We start from the raw sequence: 26,243 nt of genomic DNA on the forward strand, positions 1-26,243 counted from the left end.
CCTCCGTCCAGTATCTGCCCACGTATGCAAAAAAGCCCGCAAAGTGACGCGGGCCTCGTACCTTTTATTAACGTTTGTTGAAAATATCGGTCAAGACAGGTACGATCTGCGATTTGCGGGATACGACGCCTTTCAAGACCGCTTTGTTATCTTGCAGCTTCACGTTGTAAGCTTGCTCGACCGCATCCGCCGCGCGTCCGATAGCCAGACCGACGGAATCGTTGTTAAGGATATCCGTTACGACGAACAGGAACAGATCCAGACCTTTGGCGTTGATGATGTTCGTAAGCGCATCTTCAAGCTCGGCTTGTTTGGACAGAACGTCGTTCACGTCCACGGCGTTCACTTGCGCGATTTCGACTTTGGCGCTGCCCATTTGGAATTCTTTCGCATCCAGAGAGATCAGCTGCGCTATCGTTTTGTCGCTTAGATCCGCGCCGGCTTTCAGCATATCCAGTCCGTAGCTTTCGGCGTCTACGCCGGCGATGTCGGCCAGCTCGCGAGCTGCTGCTACGTCTTGCGCCGTGCAAGTCGGGGATTTGAACAGCAAGGAATCGGAGATGATCGCGGAAAGCATCAACCCTGCGATATTTTTAGGAACGGATTTTCCGTTTTCTTTGTACAGTTTATTAAGAATAGTAGCCGTGCAACCGACCGGCTCTGCACGGTAGTAGAGCGGAGCGCTTGTCTCGAAATTCGCGATACGGTGGTGGTCGATGACTTCGAGTACCGTAACTTGATCAATATCGGATACGCTTTGTTGACGCTCGTTGTGGTCTACGAGAATAACGCCTTTTGCCTCGTTAGCAACCGTCTCTACAAGACGCGGCGCTTGAAAACCGAATTTATCCAACGCGAATTGAGTTTCGCCGCTTACGTCGCCCAGACGAACTGCCTCAACGTCTTCTCCCAGCTGTTTCTTCAAATCTGCATAGGCAATAGCGGAACAAATCGTATCCGTATCCGGATTTTTGTGGCCGAAGATCAATACTTTGCTCATTTTCTTGCTCCTCATCTATTATTTTGGCGAGAAAAGTATACCTCAAAAGAGTAGTCATAATCAAGGAATTCCACAATCTATTCCGATAGGCTTACAGAATGACAACGTATCATCCGTTTTTTGCCTATAGGTCATCCCCCATTCAAAGCTCGGACAAATACCTGCCGTAGCCTTCCTTCTCCATCTGATCCTTAGGAATAAAACGCAGCGATGCCGAGTTAATGCAATAACGCAGGCGCCGGGCTTCGGTCCGTCATCGAACACGTGGCCGAGGTGAGAGTCCGCTTCGCGGCTTCTGACTTCGACGCGGAACATGCCATGCGAGAAGTCTTGGTGCTCCTGAATGCTGCCGCCGTGCAGCGGCTTGGAGAAGCTCGGCCACCCGCAGCCGGCGTCGAATTGATCCCGCGAGCTGAATAGCGGCTCGCCCGATACGATGTCCACGTATAACCCGGGTTCCGTATTGTCGTAAAATTCATTGCGGAACGGCGGTTCCGTGCCTTTGTTCTGCGTAACCTCGAACTGCATAGGCGTCAGCCGCTTACGTAACTCTTCCTTATCCTTCGGAGTGTTCCAATGCTGCTCCAAGTACGCATCCCGTCCGGATCCATGGCGATAATATTTGTACCGGAGCGGATTCTTGTGATGATAATCCTGGTGGTATTCCTCGGCAGGATAGAACTCGCTTGCAGGTTCGACCGTCACGGCTATCGGTTTGCTGAATCTTCCGCTTTGCTGCAGCTCCTCTTTCGAGGCTTGAGCTTGTTCGCGCTGCTCTTCGTCGTGGTAGAAGATCCCGGGACGATAGGACGAACCCCGGTCGTGAAACTGCCCTCCGGCATCGGTCGGGTCGACGGAACGCCAGAAGATATCGAGCAGCTTCCGGTAGGGGAAGATTTCAGGATCGTACGTAATTTGCACGGCTTCCGCGTGGCCCGTCGTTTCCGAGCATACTTCTTCGTAAGTCGGATTAACGGTATGTCCGCCCGTATAGCCGGATACGATTCCGTAAATGCCCGGCAATTCCTCGAATGGCGTAACCATGCACCAGAAACAGCCTCCCGCGAATGTCGCTATTTGCAAGGAACCTTGATCAACTTTATCCATGCTCATTCTCCTTCCCGTAACTAGTTAGCGAAGCTTATCGTTCTATTGTAAACAATAATCGCTTCCTATTCCAATGATGCCGCAAGGAATTGCGGAAAGTTCGGTACGCGGCCTTCAAAATCGTTTATGATAAGTTTACCGAGAGTAGAAATTGTTATTAACGCTAAGGAGGATCCAGTCATGAGCTTTAGCACGATGGAATGGAGATGCGCGGATGGCACCCGAATGCATGCAAGCGAATGGAGCCTCGAACCTGAGAGAAAGGCTAGAGCCGTTATTGGAATCGTCCATGGCATGGGCGAGCATATGGGCAGGTATTCGCACGTAGCGGAGATGTTGAATGCCGAAGGATACGCGGTCATCGGGTTCGATCAGAGAGGTCACGGTCAAACCGAGGGCAAGCGCGGTCACGTAAGCGGGTACGAAGGGCTTCTCGAAGGCGTAGACAGACTCATCGCGGAAGGTCAATGCAAATATCCCGGCGTCCCCTTCTTCTTGTTAGGACACAGCATGGGCGGCAACGTGACGCTTAATTACTTGCTGAGAAAACAACCGGACATCGCCGGAGCGATCGTAACGGGGCCTTGGTTAAAGCTGGCGTTCAAGCCCCCTTCCCTGCAGGCGACGATCGGCAAAATCATCGAACGGATTTATCCGAAATATACGAACAACCGTCCGATGGTCGCCGATAGCCTGACGACGGATCCGGTCATGATCGAGCGTTATCTTAACGATCCTCTCGGACACGGGCAAATCACGGCCAAATTCTTCTTCAGCGTTCAAGGCGCCGGTCTCTGGGCGCTAAAGCATGCGAAAGATTTGAAGCTCCCCCTGCTGCTAATGCATGGGGAAGACGACAAAGTAACCTCCATCCATGCCAGCAAGCAGTTCGCGGAACAATTGAGCGGCGCTAACGTCACCTGGCGGGAATGGCCGGGGTTCAAGCACGAGCTGCTTAACGAGCGTGGTCGGCAAGAAGTATTCCATGTCATTCGCGATTGGCTTGACGTACAATTGAAAGCTCGTTGAGCGGATTCAACTTCCATCGGTCAACGATGTTTTCTCCTTTTTATTAAAGAAGGTAAATTTCATCCAAATATTGTTCATAAACAACAGTGCCGCGGAACCGATGAAAATCATAGGCAAGCCGAACCGGGACGAGAGTGCTCCCATTCCGACCGCACCAATCATCCCCCCGAGGAAAAGCGCGCAATTAAAGTAGCTATAGGTTCGGCTCTCCATCCCTTGAGGCGCATATTTCCGAACGAGCGAATTCAAGGAAGGCATCATGCCGCCAAGGCAAGCGCCGGTTAGGATGCGCAGCAGGATTAACTGCCATAATTCCTGAACGAAGGCTTGCGGTATCGTAAATATAATTGCCCCTAATATGGAACTGATCAACACGAAATGCGATCCGAATCGGTCTCCCAACTTGCCTAGCTGCGGTGCGGTAATCATGTTGCCTATCCCCATCGCCGCCGCAGTAATACCTGCCCATAAAACCAAATTATCCTCGTTCGGCGCGAGCATCTGGACATAAAGCGGGATAAGAGGCAACGTGCCTACCATCGCCGTTCGGATGAGGGTGGCCGATACGAATAGAGATGCGATCGGTTTTCGGGAAACGATCGTCTTGAAATCCTGCGTGAAACGCGTCTTCACCCGTTCCTTCTTCTCGAAGCTTTCGCTTACGAACAAAAAGACGATCATGGCGGCAACGAAAATACTTATACCCGTGCACACGAAGACGGCTTTGAACCCGAAATGGTCTGCCATCAACCCGCCTAACAAAGGACCGCACATCGTTCCGGCAACGGCACCGGAATGTAATATGCCAAGCGCGTACCCGCTTCGTTCCTTTGGCGTATTCGTTGCAACGAAGGCGATCGCGGCCGGACCGAATCCGGACATCATCCCGTTCAGCAGTCGAAGCAAGAGCAAGTGAATCGGCGCAGAGCAGAAGCCCATCAACGTAAGGGTGACGGCCATCCCGATCCCGGAGCGTACGATCATCGGTTTGCGTCCGTGCCTATCCGCGAGCTTTCCCCATATCGGCGAGAAAAGAAAGGCCGTCAGCAGGTTGGCGCCGTATACCAAACCCGACCATAACCGAACCTCGCCCGGGTCGGTAAGCCCAAGATCTTGCAAATAAAGAGGCAAGAATGGAGTGACGCTGTTGATGGAGGCCATAGCTAGAAATTGACCTGCGTACAGGATGTATAAATTCCGTTTCCACTTTTCCACCTTCACGATCCATTCCTAGGGCAATTCGAGCAGTACCCCTCATCCGAAGGAACCATGTAATAGAAGCAACAGGTTTTCCGGACCCGGACAGGGGAATCCGAACAACCTTTCAAGCTGCCTTCACCGTAAAACCGCATGAACGGATTGTCGGCCTCCCCGAATAGGGATCCCGACGCCCGGCGAATCAAATAATCGTAATCCTCTTGCAGACGCAAACGTACTTCGTTATTGTTGGCAGCTATACCGGATATTCGTTTTTCGTACAACGAAAATACCCGCACGGCCGCGTTTTCCCACAGAATCGGCATGGGAATGCTCGCTACCTTCGACAATGTTCGCCATACTTTCGCAATATGGTCATAGAAAAGCCGTTGCAGCAGCTCCTCTCGCCATTGCTCCCGGTTACCCGTTCTGGGCTCGGACGCCCGCAGAGCGGTCATAGCGTTACCCGGCAACCAGATCTGATTAGAAGCGGTCTCCAAATAGCACTCCTCAAGCGGCAATTCAAATCCTTTGTTGAACATCGTCATTGCGTACAAACGCGGTACGATGACCAGAAACGCGTACCTCTTCGAGAACAAGGAAGCCGTAACCTTTCTGGACGGGGAACGATACAGCTTCGTCCATTCGTCCAGATATGCCGCGCATCGGGTCTCGTCGAGCAGGTCCATGGAGATATAGGCGTTGCCGGAATGTTCCTCGGATGGAGAGGAAATCCCGAAGTTTCTCGCCAAGTCATCGATTTCTGCATACGTAAGCCGGGATAGCTTGATCATTTCATCATCCTTCTTCAAAATCTTAGCAATTCCATTATATTGATAATAATTCTCAATATCAATTAGAAGTTAAGAAAAAACCCTGAACGACATCCTAGGGGTGTCGATTTCAGGGTTTGCTCTATTGCTTTAATTATTGCCTGACACTTTATAATAGGCTTTCAACAGCGGAATGAGTCCGAGCGGATTTCTCCGCATATCCTTGGCGCTGAAAAAGATATCTCCTTTGACCTCGAACACCTTCTCATTGTATTTCAACTGGTTGATGATCTCCTGCGCGTTGTCCCATCCCGCTTCTTTAGTCCCGAGTTTATAAGGCGCGTGACCGATATAGAGATCGACGTTCGTGCCTCTTACCTCGTTCGCCCACCAATCTACGAGTTTATCGTACTGAGCGATTTTAAGGGACATGCTCCAGTAAATCTGGGGCACGATATAATCTACCCACTCTTGCTTGATCCAGGTACGAACATCGGCGTGCATATTGTCGTATGCGGTAACGCTCGCCTTCGTATCCGATCCTGACGCATCCGTTTCTTGATTGCGCCATACGCCGAAAGGGCTGATTCCGAATCGAACCTTCGGTTTGGCTTTATGGATAGCTTTGCTTAACTCCTCGACGAATAGGTTGATATTGTCTCTGCGCCAATCGGCTTTATTCGGCAGATTGTTGACGTTGTACGCCAAGTAGGTCGCATCGTCATCGAATACGCCGCTCGAAGGATAGAAGTAATCATCGAGATGTACGCCATCGACTTCGTAATTGTTGACTACTTCCAGAATCACGTCGATGATGTGCTGGCGAGCTTCCGGTATTCCCGGGTTAATGTACATTATGCTGCCGGATTTAACGATCCAATCGGGATGAGTGACCGCTACATGGTTAGAGGCGAGATTCTCGATTTTGCCATCCATGCTCGCCCGAAACGGATTAAACCACGCATGAAACTCCATTCCGCGTCGATGGGTTTCCTCGATCATGAACGCTAACGGATCATAATCAGGCGCAACTCCCTGCTTCCCCGTCACGAACTTGGACCAAGGAACAAGCTGCGACGGATAGAAGCTGTCCGCGGAAGGACGCACTTGTACGAACGCCGTATTCAGCCCCATCGCTTGCAATTCATCGAGTAGCTGTATGTATTCTTGTTGCTGCTGTTGCGATTTGCCGTATGATTTATCGGATGGCCAATCTAGATTATAGACGGTAGACACCCACGCGCCTTTGAGGGAATTGTCCATTGTTCCTCCTTGGGTCTGAAGCTTAATTGTCCGTGCGGATTGATACCAAGTGACTAGCAGCTTCATCTGTTGGCTCACGAATCGTATAGGAACCATGATTCGACCATTTATCGCTTGCACTGTTGAATCCAGAGCGACCTGCGCGCCATTGACTAAAGCGTACTTTTGTCCGATCGTCATCGATAAGATCAAGCCTTCATACTTGATCGTGGCGGTTTTGGTTGATTGCGACCATGCAACTCCCGCTCCGAGATTTTTGCTGATGACGCTTAAAGGTACCATCGTCACGTTCGATTTCGTGATATAAGGCGGAACATCGGCGTTGATCTTGTTGCCATCGAGATAGATGCTTATCGATGCGGGCGTCTTGGCATGAGCAGGAATACTCATTATCGTAAAACAAGTGAAAAGACTAAGAATGAGTAACAAATATCGACTTCGAAAGTTCATCATGAAAATCCTCCAGAGCAGCTTAAACATGCTATTAATATCTCAACTTAATTATAGACGTTTCAATAACGCGGAGGTTGCAGGCGAAATGCTAAAAAATCAAACCTAATCATAATTTTACGGCATCGTTGCGAAAGGAACTTATTCGTATAATGAGAGGAAGCGAAGCGAAACTTCCGTTTCCAGCCCGATTCGGACATCTTCATAAAGGAGAGAATTACGTTGTCTAATGCGGACACCTATGAAAGTACCTTGGCTTACGTGAAAACCGGTTCGAACCCGTCGGAGCTGAGAATTACCGATATCCGGTTCGCGGACATCGTCGGGCCCTTTCCACAGCAGCTTAATCAAGGTTTATACGAATCAAGGAATTGTCGGTTACGGCGAAGTCCGGGATAACGCGGATAAAGTATATGCGCTTATGCTCAAAAGCCGTTTGCTAGGTGAAAACCCTTGCCATATCGACAAGCTCTTCCGCAGAATCAAGCAGTTCGGAAATCATGCCAGACAAGGCGGCGGAGTTAGCGGCATCGAGATCGCATTGTGGGATTTGGCAGGCAAAGCGTACAGCATTCCCATCTACCAGATGCTTGGCGGCCCATTCCGCGATCGTATACGCATGTATTGCGACACGGATGTCCACGGTAAAGACAGCGGACATGCGATGGGAGCAGCTTTAAAGCAGAAGATGGACAAAGGTTTCACGTTCTTGAAGATGGATCTTGGCATCAATCAAATCATTCACGAGCCGGGAACGCTCAGCGCGCCGATCGGCTGGCTTAAAGAAATGCAGACGATCAGCAAAGATTGGTACTCTCGCAAGAACGGCACGGCAACGGAGGAAGAACTACGTGATCTTCGAATTCGCCATTATGACATATACAATATCGCTCATCCCTTCACAGGCATACACGTAACCGAAAAAGGCTTGGATATGCTTGAGCAATACGTAGCCGACGTTCGTTCCGTTATCGGCTACGAAGTTCCTCTCGCGATCGATCACTTCGGACATATCGGCCTAGAGGACTGTATCAAGCTAGGAAGACGAATCGAAAAGTTCAATTTGGCGTGGATGGAAGATATGATCCCTTGGACTTATACGGAGCAATACGCGCGATTAGCAAGGGCGGTAACAACGCCGATCTGTACGGGCGAGGATATTTACTTGAAGGAAAATTTCAAACCTTTATTGGAGGCTGGCGGAGTGTCCGTCGTCCATCCCGACGTGTTAACTTCCGGCGGAATTCTCGAGACGAAGAAAATCGGGGACATGGCGCAAGATTACGGGGTAAATATGGCCATTCATATGGCGGAAAGCCCCATCGCCTGTTTAGCTGCCGCGCATGTTGCAGCCGCAACGGAAAATTTCCTTGCGCTCGAGTACCATTCGGACGGAATCGATTGGTGGGATGATCTCATATCGGGCAGCATGCTGCCTAAGCCGCTTGTCCAGAATGGTTTTATCGTGCTTCCCGACGCGCCTGGACTAGGGATCGAACAGTTGAATGACGAAGTGATCGCCGAGCATTTACACCCGGACATTCCGGGACTATGGGAGCCAACCGTTCAATGGAACAACTATTGGAGCCATGATAGGTTGTGGAGTTAATAGAACAAGAGAGCTAACAGCTTAGGCTGCTAGCTCTCTTGTTTAGACCGAACGCGGTCGCGATATTCACGCGGAGTTTGACCGGTATGCTTCTTGAACATTTGCCCGAAATACTTTACATCCTCGAAGCCTACCTTAGCTGCAACATCGCCAATCTTCGCATGCGACGTGGTCAGAATTTGAGCAGCGAGATCCATTTTCTTCCTCGTTACATAATCTACGAATTTCATCCCGGTCTCTCTTTTGAATACCTCGCTAAGATGATTGGGATGCAGATGCACGTGCTCCGCGACCTGCTGCAATCCGAAATCAAATCCCAACTGTTCCTCGATATAGGCGATCGCTTTTTGGACATGTACCTTTTTCCCATCCGCAAGCCGGTTATGATAGAGCTTCATAATGGCGTATAAATGCTGAAATAAAATCTCGTTCGGCAAACGGTTCAATTTATAGACTAGCGGTCCCTGGCTCGGCTCAACTTCCGATTGTTTGCCAAGGACTGCCTTCAATCTCTCTAACCATCGTAGAGCGGCGATCGCAACGGATTGAATGGCCGCTTCCAGCGATTCAGGCGTGACATCCGAATCATTAAGAAGCCCTTCGATATACTGTTGAACCCAAGCTTTCAACGCGATGGGATCATCCTCAAGAAGCTTCGAGGACAATTCCTTCTCTTCCTCGACGGTACAGATCGTTTTACCGCCTTTACGGCATGCGATGTCCGAATAGTCCCATATCTTATTCTTAACTAACGGCCTATATCGGCTTGCTTCCGCGGCTGCGACATAAGAAGAATGCCATTGCTCGGGGCTTTCTACCGCCAGCCCGGTTACGACTACCAATTGGCACTTGAGCAAGCGTTCGATTTTCTCATAGACGGAATGTTGAAGCGTCTTAACCCATTCCGTCTCCTTCACCAAAACGGCCATGATGACTTGATCCTTATGAATGAAGCTTATGCAGGGCAGCAAGTCCATGACCATATTGTCTACCGCAAACAGCAATAATGCCTGTTCGGCCGCCGAGTCCCCCCAACCGTTGGCTGCGATTAGCGTGACTTGCCATTTTCCTCTCGCTCTATCGAAGGAAGGTTCAATAGCCGGTTTCAAAGCCTTGAGAATCGCTTCTTCACTAGCTTTAACGTCACCGTCGACAATACAACGCTTAAGAAGCTCGTTTCTCTCCGCCCGATCTTTAATATTGTCCCGGTTAACCGAAGCCCATCGTTTCTCTATACGCTGCTTCACTTTCAATACCGTTCGAATGATTTCCTCCGGCCTGCTTGTCTTCAACAAATAGTCGCTCACGTTTTGGCGGATCGCTTGCTGCGTATAGATGAAATCGTCATAGCCGGATAAGATGATGACTTCAAGATCCGGTAACGTCAGTTTTGCTTCCTCGGCAAGCTGAAGCCCGGTTTTCCCGTTCATGCGAATATCCGTCAATAGAATGTCCGGGCGTTCCTTTTCGATCCGCTCCAACACCTCTTCCGCGGATTCCGCGGGTGTCAACAGTTTAAGACCCAGTTCCTTCCACTTGATTAAGTCGGCCAGCCCCTCCCGAATGATAATCTCGTCATCCGCGATCATGATTTTCATAGGGAACCTCCAAGAATGGAATCGTGAAAGAAATGCGGGTTCCGGCATGCAGCCTGCTCTCGATAGTTAGTCGCGACATCGGTCCGTAATGCAACCTGAGCCTCTCGTTCACGTTCCGCAGACCATAGCTGGCCCCGGGACTATAAGAGCCGTCAGTTTGACCGATAATGTCTCGTACGTATTGCAGTCGATGCTCTTCCATCCCGATGCCGTCGTCGATAACAAGAACATTCATGGAATGGCCTGACTGTTCCAAGTAAATGCCGATCGTACCCTTACCCGTTTTCTTCTGTATCCCATGAATCATCGCGTTCTCTAGGAGCGGCTGCAGAAGGAGCTTGAGCATGATTTTGTCGTTAAGCGCGGGATCCACGTTAATATCCACTTCGAATTTATTCGGGTACCGAATCGACTGGACTTGCGCGTAATTCCGAATATGGGCGATCTCCTGATGAACCGGGCAATATTCGCTCCCTTTATTTAAGCTGAATTGCAGAAAATCGCTTAATGCTCCGACCATATCCGCTATGCGCCTATCCTCTGTCCTTAACGCCATCCAATGAATTGAAGACAACGTGTTATAGAGAAAATGAGGGTTGATTTGCGCTTGAAGCGCTCTGATGTCCGCTTCCTTCTTGCGTGCCTCATCGCGAATAAATTGTTGCTTAAGCTCTTTGATATGGGAGCCTAACATATTGTAGCTCTCTCCAAGCCTTCCGATCTCATCTCGCGAAGAAGAATAATAGGTCGGCATTGGACCATCCGGATTCACTTTCGTAAGCAACCGAGTAAGTACCCGAAGAGGATTCGTGACTCGCTGAATAACGAACAGCACCAATCCCGCATTGATCACGACCATTATGACAACGGCTATAGCGGTTAATAGGAGGATAAAGCGATTCTGCGAGCTATATAAATCGTTGGGGATCGTACCCACTAACGTCCAATCCGTAATGGGTTGATGGTAATAGAGAATGGTTTTCCTGTCTTGCCCTTCCCCGAAATCCGTTTCACCCTGCTTGCCGGATAGAATCCGGCTTGTCGCACCCGGAAATATCTCATCGAAGGGCTGCGTTAACCACTCTCTCTCCGTGGAAGAGAGCACGTTGCCCGTTTCATTCAATAGAGCTACCTGTCCCCTGCCATCACCTAAGTGCGGCTCCGACCAATACTCGGAAATGAAGGTTTCATCGAGACTGATGACCATCCAGCCGAGATTCTCATAGGTGTATATGCTCCTAAGGGGACGTATAAACGAGATAACTTGGTGCTTGCCCGAATAATTGGATATCGTATAGATTCCCGTCCACATTTTCTCCTTCACGTCATAAAGATTGATTAGATCATCCAGATTAGAAGAATAGATCGTTGAATTCGAGAGCGGCGTATTGAATTTCTTTGGATAAACCGTAATGTTAAGAATATACTTCTTGGAGCTTGACAGGTTCAGCATCAGATTAAGAATGCGGCCCTTTAACTCCTCGTTCTCCTCGGATTGGCTAAGATACTGCTGAATATCGCTTTGCCCGATCAGGAACATGGATATATTCTCGATATCCCCGATGACGAATCTAAGCTTTCCCTCCATTTGCTCTAACGTATCGATACCCGACTGCTTGATTTTTTCCTCCGTAACGTTAGAGGAGATTAAATAAGTGAAAGCTCCCAGCGAAAGCAAAGGAACCAGAGTCGAGACCATGATCATAATCGAGAGTTTGCGCCCAAGCGATAGGCTCATCCAATGCCTCATTGTGTGTCCTCCAAAGCCTATCAGCTACTTGGCTGTCGCGGCCGCTTGCGTCTCCTGTATTTTACGGGCAACCGATAAGGGATCCGCTCCGAGCAATAACTCCTGCAACCCGTTGTTCATTACCTCGACGGTAACCGCCTCAAGCTTACCATCGTAGACCGGGCTTATCTCCACGTTCTGAATGAGTTCGTAGAGTTCAACGAACATAGGATTGGCCTTGCTCTTGTCCCATTCGACGTTATAGCTAACGAGCGTATTTCCATCCAGAGTCGCCTTCTGACCTTCTGGACCGGACAAGGCGTAGAAGAGCTCGAGTGCCGCTGCTTTCCTCGCTCCATCTAATTTCTTATTTACTCCCAGCCCCGTCCCTACGACGCCGGAGGCCGATCTCGCTTTGCCGCCTCCCCCGTGAATGGCGGGTAGTATGGTGACATGCGTATGATCCAAAACTTCCTTCGGAGCATTCTGAACGATGTTCGATGCGGCCCATCCCCCGTTAATGACCATGGCGGACTTGCCCTCGAAAAAAAGCTGCATCATCTGGTTGTCGTCGATGCTGTTGAACCCGGGCTGAAAGGCTTTCATCGTTCCTAACGATTGCAATAGCTCTAAAGCGCGAATAAACTCCGGATCGGTAAAGGCCGCGCCATTCTGATTAATAGCCCGCTTAAACCAATCCGTACCCGTAATGCGATCGGCTAACGTGCTGAATATCGTGGATTGAACGACCCAATTGGATTTATTGCCAAGCGCTATCGGAATAACGCCTTTTTCATTGAACCTGTTGATGGCGACGAGCAACTCATCCCAAGTCGTAGGAACCTTCACGCCATGCTTGTCAAAAAGGGCATTGTTGTAGTAAATAATCGAAGTGGGCGCTAAGTTCATCGGAACCGTATACGTCTTTCCTTCTACGGTGAAATCATCGAGAGCATGCGGGATAAAATGATCTCTCCACTCCGGTTTGCTGTCTAACATATCATCGATCGGTTGCAGCAAGTTTCCTTTGACGAAATCCTTAGTCATCGCTCCTGGCCACATGACGAACAGATCCGGCATCTCGTCCGCAGCCGCTAACGTGCGAAGTCTAGCCTTCAAGCCATCCGTAGAAAGACCTTCTTCCTCCACGATCACATCGGGGTGCGTTGCACGGAAGTTTTCCAACACTCTTCTCATGGCAACCGCTTTACCGTCTTCTATCGTCCAATTATGCATGATCGTGATCGTAATCTTCTCCGACGATTCTTCAAAACCTGTTTGGTTCATTTCGGAAATACAGCCTGTTAGAAGGAGCATGGTAACGAAAATAACGATCCGTCTATCAAACCCTCTCTTCATCCCAGGGAACCCCCTACCCTATCTATCCATTCATTTTATCTTTTAACAATATCATACAGCAGATGGAAATTAACAGATTTCAGGCAGAACATTCGCAGAGCGCGAAGCGGCTCTCATGAGCCCCTTAATATAACCGACTCCGTACAATCGTCCCATTAGCTCATAACCCGGATTGGAATTATCCTCACCCTCCATTGTCGGGACATGATCCGGTCGTGCAGGACCTTGGAATCCGACCTGATAGTAAGCGTTCATCGCTTCCAACATATCCGTTTGACCATCATCATGGAACGTTTCTTCAAACTTCTCCGGGGTACCGCGAACGTCACGAAAATGAACGAAAAAAATCTTGCCTTGCTTGGCAAAATGACGGATTACGGCTGGAATGTCCTCGCCTGCTGTCGCTAGCGTTCCTTGGCATAACGTGATGCCGCTGTATTCGCTTGGCACCAGATCAATCGCTTGCTGCAATTCGTTTGAATTGCGCAGAATACGCGACACGCCTCGAATCGGACTAATCGGCGGATCGTCCGGGTGCAGAGCCAGCTTCACGCCAGCCCTCTCCGCAACGGGAACGATCTTCTCAAGATAAAACTTTAGATTCGTCCACAGCTGATCTTCGGAGACGATTCCCGCTTCCGTCAGGGGAGCATTCTTCATAAGGGAATGGTCATAGCTGGATACAAGCGCTCCTCCGCGGGTACGCGTTGTGGTCGAGGTGCGAAACCAATTGAATTGGGCCATGAAATTGTAGCAAAGCACGGGGATGCCCGCAGCCCCCATATTCGTTATCAATTCAGTCATGAACCCGATCTCTTCATCCCTTCCGGCCGTGCCTAGCTTAATATGATTCGTAGGCGGGGCCGACTCTATGACAGATAACGTGAATCCGAAATTCTCGAAACGCTGTTTCATATGAATGAGAGGCATAAGCTCCCAAGGTTTTGCTCCTTTTTCCTCCCAAGGCAGGGGGCCGACCGCATGAGAGATCCCCATCTGCTTGGCGAGATGCCAAAGCCGATCCGGCTGCGAGGCGAAAAATTCGGCTAACTGCATAAGTTATTCCTCCGCTTCTCTTCGCTTAGGACAAGAAAAGGACCGCCCGATACCTTTTCAGTAACGGCTTGCGGTCCCTTTCCTTTCGAATTGAACTCTTATTTCGCTTTCGCCGCGATTTCATTGCCCAATTTATTCAATTTCTCATAAGCGTCTTCGATTTCCATTTGACCGAACATGACGCTTTCCATTGTTGCCTTGAATGTATCTACCCACTCCGTGAATCCCGCTGCGATCGGGTAGAAGGGCAACGCTTTATCAAGCGCAACGTCATAGATTTTTTTGCCGAGCTTATCTTTTGGCTCAAGCGTCGGTTCAAGAGCCGCATAGATTTCCGGATTGATCGGGATGCCTCGCGTTAGTCCTAGCGCTTGCCCCGCTTCTTTGTCCGATACGAACCATTTCACGAAAGCTTTGGACTGTTCCAAGTTTTTGGAATCCGCGCTGACTGCTAAGAAAATCGTCGATTGCGCCCATCCGCCGCCTGCTGATCCGGTCGGGATATTCACCACGTCGACCTTACCGGGCATAAGTTGTTCGAGTGCGCTTACGGAGCCTGTAGTCGCGCCGCGCGTCATGACGACGCCGGAGGCCATGGGATCGGCAGTCGGGTCATTCTCCAAGAAAGCCACCTGCTTGTCGGCGGGCGGTACGGCTTTCTCCTTGCGGAGTTCGGCGAACGTAGTTTGGTATTTCATGAACAAGTCTTTGTCGAGAGTGAATGTTTTACCGCCGTCCGTCATTAGCGGCTTGCCGCCGTTAGCGGTTTGATACCATTGATACCAGTCCCAGATGTTAGAGGTGTCGTTAATGGCGTATTTGCCTTCCGGCAATTTCTCCTTCGCCTTCCGTCCGAATTCGAAGTATTCCTCCCAAGTCCAGTCCTTCCGCGGAAGCTCGATACCCGCTGCCTCTAGTTCCGGTTTATTGAATGCGATTCCCTGGGCATTCTGGCTAAGCGGGACCCCGTACAGCTTGCCATCGATTTTCAAGTTCTCGATTACCGCTGGATCTACTATGCCTGCCAAATCAAGGTCCGACAGATCGGCTAAAGTTCCTTTCGCGACATACTCTTGGATGTATGCTGCATCCATCTGAAGCACGTCCGTCATCGATTTGGATGCCGCTAACGTTGGAAGCTTTGCCCAGAACGCATCCCATGCGACATACTCGGGCTTGAAGGTAACGTTAGGCTTCTGCTTCGTATAGATATCGAGAGCTTTAAGCGTTGCCTCATGCCTTGCGTCCGATCCCCACCACATGATGCTGAGCTTGACCGGATCCGAGCTTGGCGCGGAGCTTCCGGCTTCCTTGGAGCTTACTGCCGCCTTGCTTGGTTCGCTGTTTTTGGCGTTATTGTTATTGTCTCCGCAAGCCGTTAGTACCAATACGAAGGCCAACAACATCAATCCCAATCCTCTGTACCCTTTGAATCCCATCTTTTTTTCCCCTCTCGAATCGTAATGGATTTACACCGTCAGCCTTTGATTCCCGTTGTTGCAATCCCCTCGACGAAATGTTTCTGCGCGAGGAAAAATATAATCGCGGATGGAACGACGGATGCCAAAGCCATAGCCAGCATCGGTCCCCACTGGATTTCAAATTGATCGATGTACATTCGAAGCGCTAGTCCTACCGTGAATTTGTCCACCGAGGTTAAGTAAAGCACCTGCGAGAAGAAATCATCCCAGCTCCAGATGAAGGTGAATATCGCGACAGTCACGAGAGCCGGCTTTATTAGCGGGAAAATGATTTTCAGGAAAATGCCGTAAACCGACGCGCCGTCAATCTTCGCGGCCTCGTCCAAGTCTCTTGGAATTCCCCGAATGAATTGAACAAGCAGGAAGATGAAGAAGGCTCCCCCTCCGAAGAAATGCGGCAATATTAATGGAACATAACTATTCACTAAATTGAAATTGTTAAAGAGAATGTACTGGGGCACGATCGTGACCTGCGTCGGAAGCATCATCGTCATCAGAAGGATCGCGAACCAGAATCCGCGCAGCTTAAAGTTTAATCTTCCGAACCCATAAGCGACGGCCGCTGCGGACAATACCCCGCCTACCACGTTCCATAATTCCATGAGCAAAGTATTGCCGAAGAAGTGGGCAAAGGTATGGTCCGAAGGCGTGAAGTCCCAGCCCTTAATGTAGTTGTCCCATACCGGGCTCTCCGGCCAGATTGCCGGCAGGCTCATCTCCGGCAACGTTTTCAAGGAGGCGCCCATCCACCAGATGATCGGGTAAACCATGAGAAGCGAGAAGATCAGCAAGAAAAGATGGTTCGTTATTCTCGGACGCCGCGCGTTCATTTCCCATTCCTCCCATCCGTCTCATAGAACACCCAGTATCGAGAAGCGAAGAAGTTTATGGCGGTGATCACGGCAACGATAACGAGCAGAACCCAAGCAAGCGCTGAAGCGTATCCCATCTGGAAGTGCTTGAATGCTTTCTCGTACAAGAACAAAGCGTACGTGTAGGTGGAGTGCATCGGTCCGCCCTTCGTAATGACAAGCGCAGCGGTAAACATCTGGAACGAACCGATGATTCCGAGAATGAGGTTAAAGAACATCACCGGCGAAAGCATAGGAAGAGTGATATGGAAAAATTTTCTGATCTTGGCCGCCCCGTCAACGGAAGCCGACTCATAAAGCTCTTGCGGAATTTGCTTAAGTCCCGCCAGGAAAATAACCATCGTGGATCCGAATTGCCATATATTCAACAGGATCAGCGTTCCTAGTGCGGTGTCGGGATTGGAAATCCAGCCCGTGCCAGCGATCCCGAACCAAGACAGCACCTCGTTGAAATAACCGTCGACTCCGAACATGTTCCTCCATAACAAGGAAACGGCAATACTCCCACCGATCAAGGACGGAAAATAAATCGCCGTCCGATACAGGTTCATGCCGCGAATCTTCTGATTCAACAGCATCGCTACAAGTAAGGAGAAGATTAATTTAAGAGGCAATGAAATGAGCACGAATAGGAAGGTAACTCTGAGCGACTTCACAAACTCGTCGTCGTTGGTGAAGATTCTGGTGTAATTGGCCAAGCCTGACCATTCCGGCTCGGCTAATAACGAGTAGTCCGTGAAGGACAAATAAAATGACTGTATGATCGGCCATAAGGTCAGCAGGAGAAATCCGATTAACCAAGGTGCGATAAAAAGATAACCGGCTCGATTGTTCTCCCCGCGGTTCCGAAGCTTGCGAATCATCTGATTGGCTGACATTCCTTCACCCCCTCATACGCTCTCTAGCGGTCTCGCATTTAACATTAACGGACGGCACTAGGTATGAACAGGCGAAGAATTCAATATCGATAGGTGAAAAAAACAAGGGATTCCATAGCCAAGTGCGACAAACTTACGATTCCCGTTCATTCCCTTAAGTTCGTCGCATCGACACTTGCAGAAGCGTCATCGATAATGAAAGTGATGCAATAGATTAGGCAATTGTCTTGATTAACACGCTGAAAGAAGGGGTTCGGATGAAATTCGATAACGCGGATGATATTATTCAGTGGACGCAGTTATGGGAAGGCGAACGTTTCCAGAACGGTCGTCCCAAGGTGTCATCGGACATCTTGCGGAGAATGCGGAACATTACGCTAGAGGAAGCTTGGGGACCGTTATGGAATAGGGGATATCAAGCTCAATTCGAGGGAGACTTCAAAATCGTTCACCCGGAAAAGGTGATGGTCGGCCGCGCAGTTACTGCCGTAATGGTACCTCGGCGCCCGGATCTTCACGATACGTTGCTTCAATACGGACATGAACAGGAGAACCGGCGAGGTTTCTTCAATCAATGGGTCATCGATACGCTCGAGGAGGAGGATGTCGTTGTCGTCGATTTATTCGACAAAATTTTCAAAGGCACTTATGTCGGAGGAAACCTCGCAACCGCGATTTCAACGCGCACGAAGCGTGGAGGCGCGGTTATCTGGGGAGGTATCCGCGATAACCAACAAGTCGTTAAGATCGAGAACATCAATGTGTTTCATCGGGGCAGCGATCCTACCGCCATCGAAGATGTCACTATGATCGGGATGAATACCCCCACGAGGATTGGCAAAGCGATTTGCTTGCCGGGCGACGTCGTTCTAGCCACTCCCGCCGGAGTGATCTTCATTCCTCCTCACATGGCCGAGCATGTTGTCGTTCAAGCAGAGAAATCCCAGGTTCGCGACGTCTTCGGGTTCGTTCGTCTAAGAGACTTAGCCTACACGACAGCACAAATCGACTCCCCTTGGTCTAGCCCAATGTGGCAAGATTTCCTTAATTGGTTTATGACCGACCGGCAAGCGGCAGATTACCAACACCTGAATTGGGATAAAGAGCTTGAGGAAGCCAAGCAGTATGATGACAAAGGGCCTTCTTACGAAGTTCGGCTATAATCCGTCTCCCCGCTTCGACGCCAAATAGGAGCTATCCCGATAGAAGAACGGGTTAGCTCCTTTATTCTCTCTCTATCCATCCTGCTCGATAATCACGTCTCCACGGAATCCCTATATTCGCTAGGCGAGAGACCAACCTTCTTTTTGAATAGCTGGCTAAAGTATCTGGAATCGTGATAACCGATTTTTCGGCAATCTCGTAATTTTTTAGCCCCGTGCTGCTTAATAAAGCCTTGGCTTTGTCGATCCGAATATTCGTAAGCTGTTCGATAAAAGTGATGCCCGTGTTCGCCTTGAAGAGCATGCTCAGATAAGTTGGAGTCATGTAAACTTTGCGAGCCATTCTTTCAAGAGTGGCGATCTGACATTCTTGTTCCATATAGGAGATCGTTTTTTTGATTATACTACGATGGCTATCCTGATCGTCCCTCTTCGCCCTTTCCCTCCTATCGAGCAAATACATGGCTGCAAAACTTATAATCTCCCCTAGGGTTTCCATCTTCACGATCGATACCATCTCATATTTAGCCAGAGAAGCCCTTGATTCGCCCAAAATTTTATTCTCCATCCCTACTAGCATGCGAAGCGTCACCTCGCGAATTTGATTCACTTCTATCGGACCGTTCTTTATTACATGTTCGTAGAACAGGCCTATGCCCTGCTCCATATCCGTAATATCCTTAGCGGATTTAACCCTATGGTACAGTTCCTTTTCTTGCAATACCGGATAATCCTCAAGAGATTCTGCCTTGTTCAGCTCAGAGTACAAGATCCATTGCCCGGTTCCCTGATAGAACTTAGCTTCAAGCGCTCGCAAAGCTTGTACGTAACTCTTATGAACATCTCTTAGCAACATGCAAGGCTCTCCAATTCCGATATTAACGGGACAAGAAGCGGTTAACGATATTCTTGTATTTAAAGCTCGAAGAAGGGGGAAGTGCTCCCAAGAAAAAAGCAACGCAACCCGATCCTCCCCATCCTTGAAGAGAATGCTTCCTTCAGGCATATGCTGCGTCAAAAACAATTGGAGCCGTTCGTTCTCTTTATTCCGCTGAATATCATCGATAAGGGTGCCAGAGCATTCAAACAATGCAATACTGGGTGCAGTGAAATAACAATTCAGATTCAACATAATGAGCTTATGTTGCCATTCCTCGATTTCCGCATTGGGGGACGCAACCAGATTTCTCAATACGCTGTCCCTCATCCAACTCAGTACCAATGGATCCTCTAGCAGCATTGTTTCGTTCCTCATGCTCCATTACCCCTTATCGGAAAAAGGTTAACAAGATCATGGCTCGCATTTGTTCCCGCTTAGTTCAAGTCGATCATTTTATAGGCGTGCATATGCTCGATAAACTTATTCTCCGCTAACCGTGCATCTCCCGTCTTCAAGGCTGCGATCAATTGCAGATGCCATTCCGCCAACTTCTCCGTGGAATAATGCCGATTAGAGATCGCCATGAAGCGCATGATCGTTGTTCTCATCCGGTGCCATAGCTCCAAGATCGCCCCGTTATCGCACAAGGTAAAGAAGTAACCATGAAACTCCATATCCTTCTCCAAGATCGCAAGACTGTCGTTGATCTGAATCGCGGCTTCCATCTCCGTTAGAATTTGCTCCAAGTTTATATAATCTTGATCCGTTAACAGGGATATGGATTGCTTCACCGCGAAGCTCTCTATTATCTCGCGAAGCACGAACAGATCCTTGATTTCTTTAGAGGTAATCGAAGAAACGACGGATCCTTTATTCGGTTGCCCGACGATTAGTCCTTCTTGCTTCAATCTTTCCAGCGCTTCCCTCACAGGGGCTTGACTTATCTGATACTTTCCCGCGATTTCGAGCACGATAAGCCGGTGACCGGGATGAAGCGTTCCGTCTATAATATCCTTCTTCAGAGCGGCATATACGCTCTCGCTGATCGAGGATATCGGGAGCAGCATCTGTTTGTCAGTCATCAGTAAACCATCTCTCTTCGTCATTATCGATTATCGATAATTTGTAATTGATTTAATTTTAGGTTTAGCGAATCGCGAAGTCAACAACAATTTAATGTACACAAAAAAAGCGTTTCCTCTCCAAGGAAACGCTAATTTGACTATATTACGGAAGGAATTGCTGCGTGATTTTAACGATTTTATCATTCTCGACGGAAAAGTGATAAGGATAATCTTTCAAGCTCATTCCGGAATCGTCGCTCGTCATCAGAGTAAAGAATTGATCGACGGTGATCTGCTCGTTCCATACGGTGCCCGCTTCTTCTACGTTACCCGTCCGGTTATAGATTTGCATGAACACTTTCGCATCGTCGGCAATTTCCAGCATCACCAATTGAGGGTCGTCGTTAACGATATAGTAACCGTCCGGCGCTTCCGTCATTTCCGCATCCCGTTCTCTCTCGCGGAATATTTCGTTCGCTTCTTCGCCCTCATACCATTCTATTAAATCCGCATTCAAATACCGCTTGCCGTCCTGTTGATAGATTCGGTCAATATAAGCAACCTTTGTCTTCGAATCCTGGGGAACCGGCATATAGTCATTCGTATTGGCTTTAATATATCCGAGAGACATGAACCCGAATAATACGGCGACAAAGCTGACTATTGTTTTGTTGATCATAACCGCATTCTCTCCTTCAGGGCTTGAGCCCGTAGCCTTTACGAAAACCTATACCCATTAGACGTTCGACCCAATCGGAAAGTTACATCCTTGAACCGATATTATTAAAATTTTTTAACCTTTTCAACGACCAATAAATGCCTTTAATTAAGCATATTGCGCGACCGATGCATTTAGTCTGTGACAGCTTGTTATAATCCTTAAATTATCGTTAAACTTGCCCCATGCCGATCAATTTATTGACCGTAGCCCAGTTCCTCGTCGTAGCCGCCACTTTCAGCTTCTTCTCGAGGAAGTTGTTGGAGAACTTCGAAGTGCCGTAACTTTTATGAATCAGAATATACGCTTCCGTATCCGTAATGACGAGCTCATCGGCTTCGTTCTTCAATGCCATGCATTGAGCGATCGCTTCTTCGGCTGGACGCTCGGACAAGAAACTGACGTAGAGAGAATCCGTCTTCTGCATTTCCTCCAAAGGGTAAGGATTGTTCCTCACCACCTCTTCCAACTCCCGAATCGTTCTTAGGACAACCGTTACCGGAAAGGAATACTCCTCTTCGATCTTCGCTTCGATTTGCCTCGCCACCTTAACCGAATCATTATCCGAAGAATCGAACAGGACGTTCCCGCTTTGAATATACGTTCGCACGCGATGATATCCCAACTGTTCGAATACGCTTTTCAGGTGATCCATCTTAATTAGCTTTTGCCCGCTGACATTAATCCCTCTGAGCAACGCAACGTAATTGATCATGGTTCTTTCCTCCCCCTCAGCCTTAGGGCTGCTCTTTGTTTGGCATATCCCAGCCGTCTCCTTTAAGGAACGACTTTCCTCCCAAGCTTATGTCCGGCGATCACGATCGGCAACAATAGAATGCCTGTAGACGCGTACGTCAAAACTTGGCTGAGCGTCAAGGAATCCGAATCCATTGTCCATCTCCTCAACAAAAACCCCATCACCTAATGGTAGACGGGGTTTATTTCCGCGAATTAATCTTAAGCCGTTTCGTTACTTCATAATAACGATCTGTCCGATCAATGGTAACGGCTTGTTTTGGCCGTTAACGGCATTGACGATACCTAATATCGCCAAAGCAAGAACGCCAAGGTTCGCTAAAGGCAAGAGCAGCCAACCGATAATCGGAATAATCCCGAGTACGATATTTACCGCCAGTGCAAGCAAGAACAAATTCAATCCTTGTTTGGCATGATATTGGGCGAAGGGAGATTCCTTAGCCGCAAGCAAAGGAATAAAAAACAAGATATAAGCAATAATGGCCATCCCTTTGTTTTGCTGAATATCGCTTTCCTGCATGTACAACACCTCATCCATTTCACCTAGAATATAACCAGTATATTCCACCGAAGCAGTTCCAGACTAGTTACTATCGTCATGGATTTGGTCATGCTTTGTCACGTTTCGATAGGTCGTTAGACCTCGTTAGTCGATCTCGGGCAATCCGTTCAAAAACTAGAAACGAGCAACAGAATCGAAGCTGCCCACATCACGACAGCGGATATTTTATTGAGATAGACAACCCATCGGCCAGTGTGATCCAACTTTCCGACCAAACGACCCAGCAGCGCAAGGAAAAAGAACCACGCCCAAGATACCGCAATGCACGCAATCATAAACGCCCATTTCCGAGCGCCTTCATAATGAATCGAGCTGGTACCGATTACGCCGATCGTATCCAGGATGGCATGAGGATTCAGAATAGAAATCAGCAAAGTATAACCAATGAGCTTCCCGGTTTTTCTGTCGTCGGGTATATCGGCGCTTGTACGCGGAGGCTCCGCCCTCCAAGACATGATGCCCATATACAAGAGAAACAGCGCTCCCAGCAAGACGAGAACCGTCTTCATCCATATAAAATGAAGAATCAGAAGCGAGACGCCCGACACGGCCAGTACGATCAATAACGTATCGCAGATGGCGGCAGTCACGACTATAGGCAGCACATGGCTGAACCGGTTTTTCAAAGCGCCTTGAGAAAAGACGAAGAAGTTCTGCACTCCTAGGGGAATAATGAGTCCGATTGCTAATATCATTCCGTGTATGAATGCTGCTGCTATTGAATTCACCTACTAAATCATTCTAATTCCGCGTTATTCCCGAAAAATTCGCTTCAAGAAAATCTGGATTTGCTCGAAAGCGTTCTGAACGGCCGGACTCTCAAAATGCTGATCGAACACGTGATACGTACCTTCAATAGCGATCAACTCCGAATCTACTCCTAACCGCTGCAATGCCTGATTCATTGTCTCGTGGCGAAAATAACACGGTTAATCCCTGCTAAGAAAACGAGATAATCTGCTTCGTACGTCTACCCACTCGCTTTGAATAATGCTGTAGATCACGTAGTCTAAGTTGTAATATTTCTTCCTAAGAATACCTTCCTTCACAGCGCCTAACCTCTCGATTGCCCTTTGCGAGCGGACATTGTCCGTCGAGGTTATAATCTCTACCCGATCCACGCCGAGCACCTCGAACGCGTGCTTCAACATCAAAAATTTCGTTTCCGTGTTCACTCTCGTTCTCCATACTTTCGAAGAATACCAAGTCGAACCGATATTTAAGTTATTATGCTCCCTGGATATTCTGAGAAATCGCGTGGAACCCACGAATTCGTTACGTTCCTTGTCGAACACGGCGAACGGAAACATCTCTTTGCGTTCAAGGCCTTCCAGCGCCTTGTCGATAAAGTTGTTCATCTCGTCAAGAGAGGTAATCGCAATGGGATAACTGGACCAAATATCCGGATCCCTCGAGCAGTCGAATAAAGGAATCGCGTGCGATCGTTCCAGTGGAATTAATCGAACCCTTTCCCCTTCTAGTCCGGTAAATCGATACATGTGTTTCCCTCACTTTAATTCCATTCTGAGTCTGACCATATCCGTAACTTGCAGTCCGTCTTCGAATAGTTCCTCTTCATAATTTTTGATGAAAAAATCGTAGTCGATCGCGAACATGCGAAATCCGCATTTCTGGTATAGTCTAAGCTGCATAAACCCCGAATTCCCCGTCCCGATCTCGACCGTCTTCGCCTTTAATTTTCTGGCTTCCTCTATCGCATGCAAGATTAGCTTTTTCCCGATGCCTTGGCCTTGGAATTCCTCTTTAACGGCAATGTTAACGATTTCGATCGTCTGAGGGTGGGTGCGGATGAGCACGTATTCGCCTACGATCTCTTCTCCCTCCCGAGCTACGTAACAATAGCCTCTCTTCACATACTCTTCGACCAATTCTCTTGACGGGTCAGCCAGCAAAAGCAGGTCCCACGGCAAATCGTGAGTGTACTCTAGCTTTGATATCGTAATGTTCCTGTGGTTTGCGTTCATGAATAACCTCGTTTCCCGCACAGTTGAGCCAAGCGGGTTTATTGATATCTTCCGATAATTCTTACATCATGCCCTAAAGTTTCCAGAATCGTTACAGCTTTATTTACCGTCTCTAGGCTGCACATTTGATTGGCTTCCAAGAAAAAGCGATAAACCCCTAGTTTCGTCGTGGTGGGACGCGATTCTATCCAAGACAAATTAATAGAAAGAGCGGCGAAAATATTCAAGATCGCGGACAATAAGCCCGGCTGGTCTTGACCCGGAGTAATGACGAACATCGTCTTCTTCGTTTCTTGATCCCGTAACCGATCATTGCCGACGATGATAAACCGTGTTTGGTTATCGGGGTTGTCTTGAATATCTCTTTCAAGGATGTCTAAGTTTAATAAGGAAGCCAGCGATCGCGGGCCGATGGCGGCTACGTCCGTCCTGCCCGATAGCTGCATAGCTTTGGCAGCAGACGCGGAGCTATCGTATTGTACGCTTTTCATATGATGGCTTCTTATGTACTTCCTGCACTGGGTAAGAATCGGGGAGATGGACCATGCTTCCTTGATATCGGAACGGATCGTCCCCTTATTAGCGAGCAATTGCAAGGAAACCGGCAATATATATTCCCCCTCGATGAACAACTGCTCGTATGAGATCAGGGAGTCTATCGTCATATTAATCGTGCCTTCTATCGTGTTCTCCAGAGGAACGATGGCTTTATCGACTCGACATTCGCCGATCGCTTCTACGACGTCCGGAATGGAATCGAACATCCAAAATTCCGTTTCTTTGTCAGCGAAGTATCGGGTAGCCGCTTCTTCCGAGAAAGTTCCTTGCGGTCCAAGATATGCAACTTTCATCATGTAAGGCTGTCTCCTTCCATTGGCTTAGCAGTCGCTAACGCCATATCCGATCCAATTTCAATCTCTAAAAGCAAGGGCTCTAGCTTCAAGAGCGACGCGTAACTGTTCAATAGCTTTTGGACCCATTCCATGCAGTTTCTTGAGCTCCGCCTCGCTTATCTCAGTCAGTTGCTCCAATCGAACGATTCCGACGTTATTCAGAGCGCGTAGAGCAGGCTTAGCCAAGCGGGCTGGAAAATCGTTATTTTCCGGCATCACGACGATACCTCCTATACCCTAAAATTAGAAGCAGGATAACCATACACGCAATCGTGACCGTCACACCAACCCCGTTGGAGGTCTGTTCCGATGTCGGTTGGGATTGATTAGGCGAACTACTCTTCGTATTACGTAAGAAGTCGCTAAAAACTTCTCGTTCGTGCGAATCCGAATGCTGCACTTCACCGTTCACGATCTGGATCATCCCGTTAGGTCCTGCCACGGGAGTGTAGAATTTCGTGTTATCGGCCTGTTCCAAGAACAGGACAAAGCTGCCCTTCTCGCGTTGGAACTCGTCAACCCATCCCACATCGAACCCATCGATTCCGACAACTAGCGGATCGGTTGCCGCTCCTCTATATACACGATCTACTTTAAAATCATAGCTGACCCAAATAAATTCGCTTCCTTCTCTGGCTTTCGAGAAATCGTACTGGCCTTGCACAATGACTTTAGCTCGCTTAATGACCTCTTCCGGCTTCAGATCAACCCAGCTTGTGGCGTGAACCGTACCGTTTATCATCAACAATAGCAGAATTGACGCGAGTAAGCTTTTTCGCAAGAGCATCTTCATCATGATCGACTCCTTTCTCCCCGACGAA

General features: G+C 48.7%; 26 protein-coding genes and 1 pseudogene. 3 read left to right on the plus strand and 24 right to left on the minus strand.

What is annotated here, in order from left to right:
* Window positions 1-67 precede the first annotated feature (67 nt).
* On the minus strand, window positions 68-1,000 hold the full coding sequence (locus tag FPL14_RS01340; protein WP_182301331.1) for a manganese-dependent inorganic pyrophosphatase: 933 nt from the start codon (window positions 998-1,000) through the stop codon (window positions 68-70).
* Between the two features lie 142 nt (window positions 1,001-1,142).
* A pseudogene (gene msrA / locus FPL14_RS30915) lies at window positions 1,143-2,107 on the minus strand (peptide-methionine (S)-S-oxide reductase MsrA).
* A gap of 180 nt (window positions 2,108-2,287) precedes the next feature.
* Between msrA and FPL14_RS01350 the strand changes: the two are divergent.
* Window positions 2,288-3,136, plus strand: coding sequence for an alpha/beta hydrolase (locus FPL14_RS01350; RefSeq protein WP_182301332.1), 849 nt, complete (start codon window positions 2,288-2,290; stop codon window positions 3,134-3,136).
* Window positions 3,137-3,142: 6 nt separating this feature from the next.
* Here FPL14_RS01350 and FPL14_RS01355 read toward each other — a convergent pair whose 3' ends face one another.
* The 3 genes from FPL14_RS01355 to FPL14_RS01365 all read right to left on the minus strand — a co-directional run bounded on the left by FPL14_RS01355 (window position 3,143) and on the right by FPL14_RS01365 (window position 6,819).
* Window positions 3,143-4,351 (minus strand): MFS transporter, encoded by a 1,209-nt coding sequence (locus FPL14_RS01355; protein WP_182301333.1) that lies wholly within the window; start codon window positions 4,349-4,351, stop codon window positions 3,143-3,145.
* A 2-nt stretch (window positions 4,352-4,353) separates the two neighbouring features.
* Complete coding sequence (locus tag FPL14_RS01360) at window positions 4,354-5,127, minus strand: IucA/IucC family C-terminal-domain containing protein (protein WP_182301334.1); 774 nt, start codon at window positions 5,125-5,127, stop codon at window positions 4,354-4,356.
* A 129-nt stretch (window positions 5,128-5,256) separates the two neighbouring features.
* A complete protein-coding gene (locus FPL14_RS01365; RefSeq protein WP_182303794.1) occupies window positions 5,257-6,819 on the minus strand; it encodes a family 10 glycosylhydrolase in 1,563 nt (520 codons plus the stop codon).
* 346 nt (window positions 6,820-7,165) lie between these two features.
* On the opposite strand from FPL14_RS01365, the gene FPL14_RS01370 reads away from it, so the two are divergent.
* Window positions 7,166-8,428, plus strand: a complete 1,263-nt coding sequence (locus tag FPL14_RS01370) for a mandelate racemase/muconate lactonizing enzyme family protein (RefSeq protein ID WP_229263926.1) — start codon at window positions 7,166-7,168, stop codon at window positions 8,426-8,428.
* Between the two features lie 29 nt (window positions 8,429-8,457).
* Here the strand turns inward: FPL14_RS01370 and FPL14_RS01375 are convergent, their stop codons facing one another.
* From FPL14_RS01375 to FPL14_RS01405, 7 genes are all read right to left on the minus strand, one after another.
* Window positions 8,458-10,026, minus strand: a complete 1,569-nt coding sequence (locus FPL14_RS01375) for a response regulator transcription factor (RefSeq protein WP_182301335.1) — start codon at window positions 10,024-10,026, stop codon at window positions 8,458-8,460.
* Window positions 10,004-11,776 (minus strand): sensor histidine kinase, encoded by a 1,773-nt coding sequence (locus FPL14_RS01380; protein ID WP_182301336.1) that lies wholly within the window; start codon window positions 11,774-11,776, stop codon window positions 10,004-10,006. Before FPL14_RS01380 ends, FPL14_RS01375 begins: the two co-directional genes overlap by 23 nt.
* 24 nt (window positions 11,777-11,800) lie before the next feature.
* Window positions 11,801-13,114, minus strand: a complete 1,314-nt coding sequence (locus FPL14_RS01385) for an extracellular solute-binding protein (protein WP_182301337.1) — start codon at window positions 13,112-13,114, stop codon at window positions 11,801-11,803.
* Between the two features lie 69 nt (window positions 13,115-13,183).
* The gene (locus FPL14_RS01390; RefSeq protein ID WP_182301338.1) at window positions 13,184-14,170 is read right to left on the minus strand and encodes a mannonate dehydratase; all 987 of its coding nucleotides are present in this window, start codon (window positions 14,168-14,170) and stop codon (window positions 13,184-13,186) included.
* A gap of 98 nt (window positions 14,171-14,268) precedes the next feature.
* Window positions 14,269-15,609 carry an ABC transporter substrate-binding protein gene (locus FPL14_RS01395; RefSeq protein ID WP_182301339.1) on the minus strand — a complete coding sequence of 447 codons (1,341 nt, stop codon included), beginning with the start codon at window positions 15,607-15,609 and terminating at the stop codon, window positions 14,269-14,271.
* 38 nt (window positions 15,610-15,647) lie between these two features.
* Window positions 15,648-16,481 carry a carbohydrate ABC transporter permease gene (locus FPL14_RS01400; protein ID WP_182301340.1) on the minus strand — a complete coding sequence of 278 codons (834 nt, stop codon included), beginning with the start codon at window positions 16,479-16,481 and terminating at the stop codon, window positions 15,648-15,650.
* A complete protein-coding gene (locus FPL14_RS01405) occupies window positions 16,478-17,401 on the minus strand; it encodes a carbohydrate ABC transporter permease (protein ID WP_182301341.1) in 924 nt (307 codons plus the stop codon). Before FPL14_RS01405 ends, FPL14_RS01400 begins: the two co-directional genes overlap by 4 nt.
* 257 nt (window positions 17,402-17,658) lie before the next feature.
* Between FPL14_RS01405 and FPL14_RS01410 the strand changes: the two genes are divergently transcribed.
* The gene (locus tag FPL14_RS01410) at window positions 17,659-18,564 is read left to right on the plus strand and encodes an RraA family protein (RefSeq protein WP_182301342.1); all 906 of its coding nucleotides are present in this window, start codon (window positions 17,659-17,661) and stop codon (window positions 18,562-18,564) included.
* A 61-nt stretch (window positions 18,565-18,625) separates the two neighbouring features.
* On the opposite strand, the gene FPL14_RS01415 is transcribed toward FPL14_RS01410, so the two are convergent.
* From FPL14_RS01415 to FPL14_RS01470, 12 genes are all read right to left on the minus strand, one after another.
* On the minus strand, window positions 18,626-19,819 hold the full coding sequence (locus FPL14_RS01415; protein WP_182301343.1) for a helix-turn-helix domain-containing protein: 1,194 nt from the start codon (window positions 19,817-19,819) through the stop codon (window positions 18,626-18,628).
* A 59-nt stretch (window positions 19,820-19,878) separates the two neighbouring features.
* Entirely contained in the window at window positions 19,879-20,526 is a 648-nt protein-coding gene (locus tag FPL14_RS01420; RefSeq protein ID WP_182301344.1) for a GntR family transcriptional regulator, read from the minus strand.
* Between the two features lie 145 nt (window positions 20,527-20,671).
* Window positions 20,672-21,187, minus strand: a complete 516-nt coding sequence (locus FPL14_RS01425) for a hypothetical protein (RefSeq protein ID WP_182301345.1) — start codon at window positions 21,185-21,187, stop codon at window positions 20,672-20,674.
* Window positions 21,188-21,398: 211 nt separating this feature from the next.
* Complete coding sequence (locus tag FPL14_RS01430; RefSeq protein WP_182301346.1) at window positions 21,399-21,941, minus strand: DUF1697 domain-containing protein; 543 nt, start codon at window positions 21,939-21,941, stop codon at window positions 21,399-21,401.
* Between the two features lie 255 nt (window positions 21,942-22,196).
* Window positions 22,197-22,502 carry a DUF4870 domain-containing protein gene (locus FPL14_RS01435; RefSeq protein ID WP_229263738.1) on the minus strand — a complete coding sequence of 102 codons (306 nt, stop codon included), beginning with the start codon at window positions 22,500-22,502 and terminating at the stop codon, window positions 22,197-22,199.
* 149 nt (window positions 22,503-22,651) lie between these two features.
* A complete protein-coding gene (locus tag FPL14_RS01440; protein WP_324617860.1) occupies window positions 22,652-23,272 on the minus strand; it encodes a LysE/ArgO family amino acid transporter in 621 nt (206 codons plus the stop codon).
* A 24-nt stretch (window positions 23,273-23,296) separates the two neighbouring features.
* Window positions 23,297-23,449: an alpha/beta hydrolase family protein gene (locus tag FPL14_RS01445; protein WP_182301347.1), complete on the minus strand. Its 153-nt coding sequence runs from the start codon at window positions 23,447-23,449 to the stop codon at window positions 23,297-23,299.
* Between the two features lie 24 nt (window positions 23,450-23,473).
* Window positions 23,474-24,043 (minus strand): GNAT family N-acetyltransferase, encoded by a 570-nt coding sequence (locus tag FPL14_RS01450; RefSeq protein ID WP_182301348.1) that lies wholly within the window; start codon window positions 24,041-24,043, stop codon window positions 23,474-23,476.
* Window positions 24,044-24,052: 9 nt separating this feature from the next.
* Window positions 24,053-24,529 (minus strand): GNAT family N-acetyltransferase, encoded by a 477-nt coding sequence (locus FPL14_RS01455; RefSeq protein ID WP_182301349.1) that lies wholly within the window; start codon window positions 24,527-24,529, stop codon window positions 24,053-24,055.
* A 38-nt stretch (window positions 24,530-24,567) separates the two neighbouring features.
* A complete protein-coding gene (gene pheA / locus FPL14_RS01460) occupies window positions 24,568-25,383 on the minus strand; it encodes a prephenate dehydratase (RefSeq protein ID WP_229263739.1) in 816 nt (271 codons plus the stop codon).
* Window positions 25,384-25,440: 57 nt separating this feature from the next.
* Window positions 25,441-25,638 (minus strand): helix-hairpin-helix domain-containing protein, encoded by a 198-nt coding sequence (locus FPL14_RS01465; RefSeq protein ID WP_182303798.1) that lies wholly within the window; start codon window positions 25,636-25,638, stop codon window positions 25,441-25,443.
* Window positions 25,625-26,218, minus strand: coding sequence for a hypothetical protein (locus tag FPL14_RS01470; protein ID WP_182301350.1), 594 nt, complete (start codon window positions 26,216-26,218; stop codon window positions 25,625-25,627). The genes FPL14_RS01465 and FPL14_RS01470 overlap by 14 nt, the downstream gene beginning before the upstream one ends.
* Between the last annotated feature and the right edge of the window lie 25 nt (window positions 26,219-26,243).

It is taken from the genome of Cohnella cholangitidis (genome assembly GCF_014107495.1).
Classification (GTDB): Bacteria; Bacillota; Bacilli; order Paenibacillales; family Paenibacillaceae; genus Cohnella; species Cohnella cholangitidis.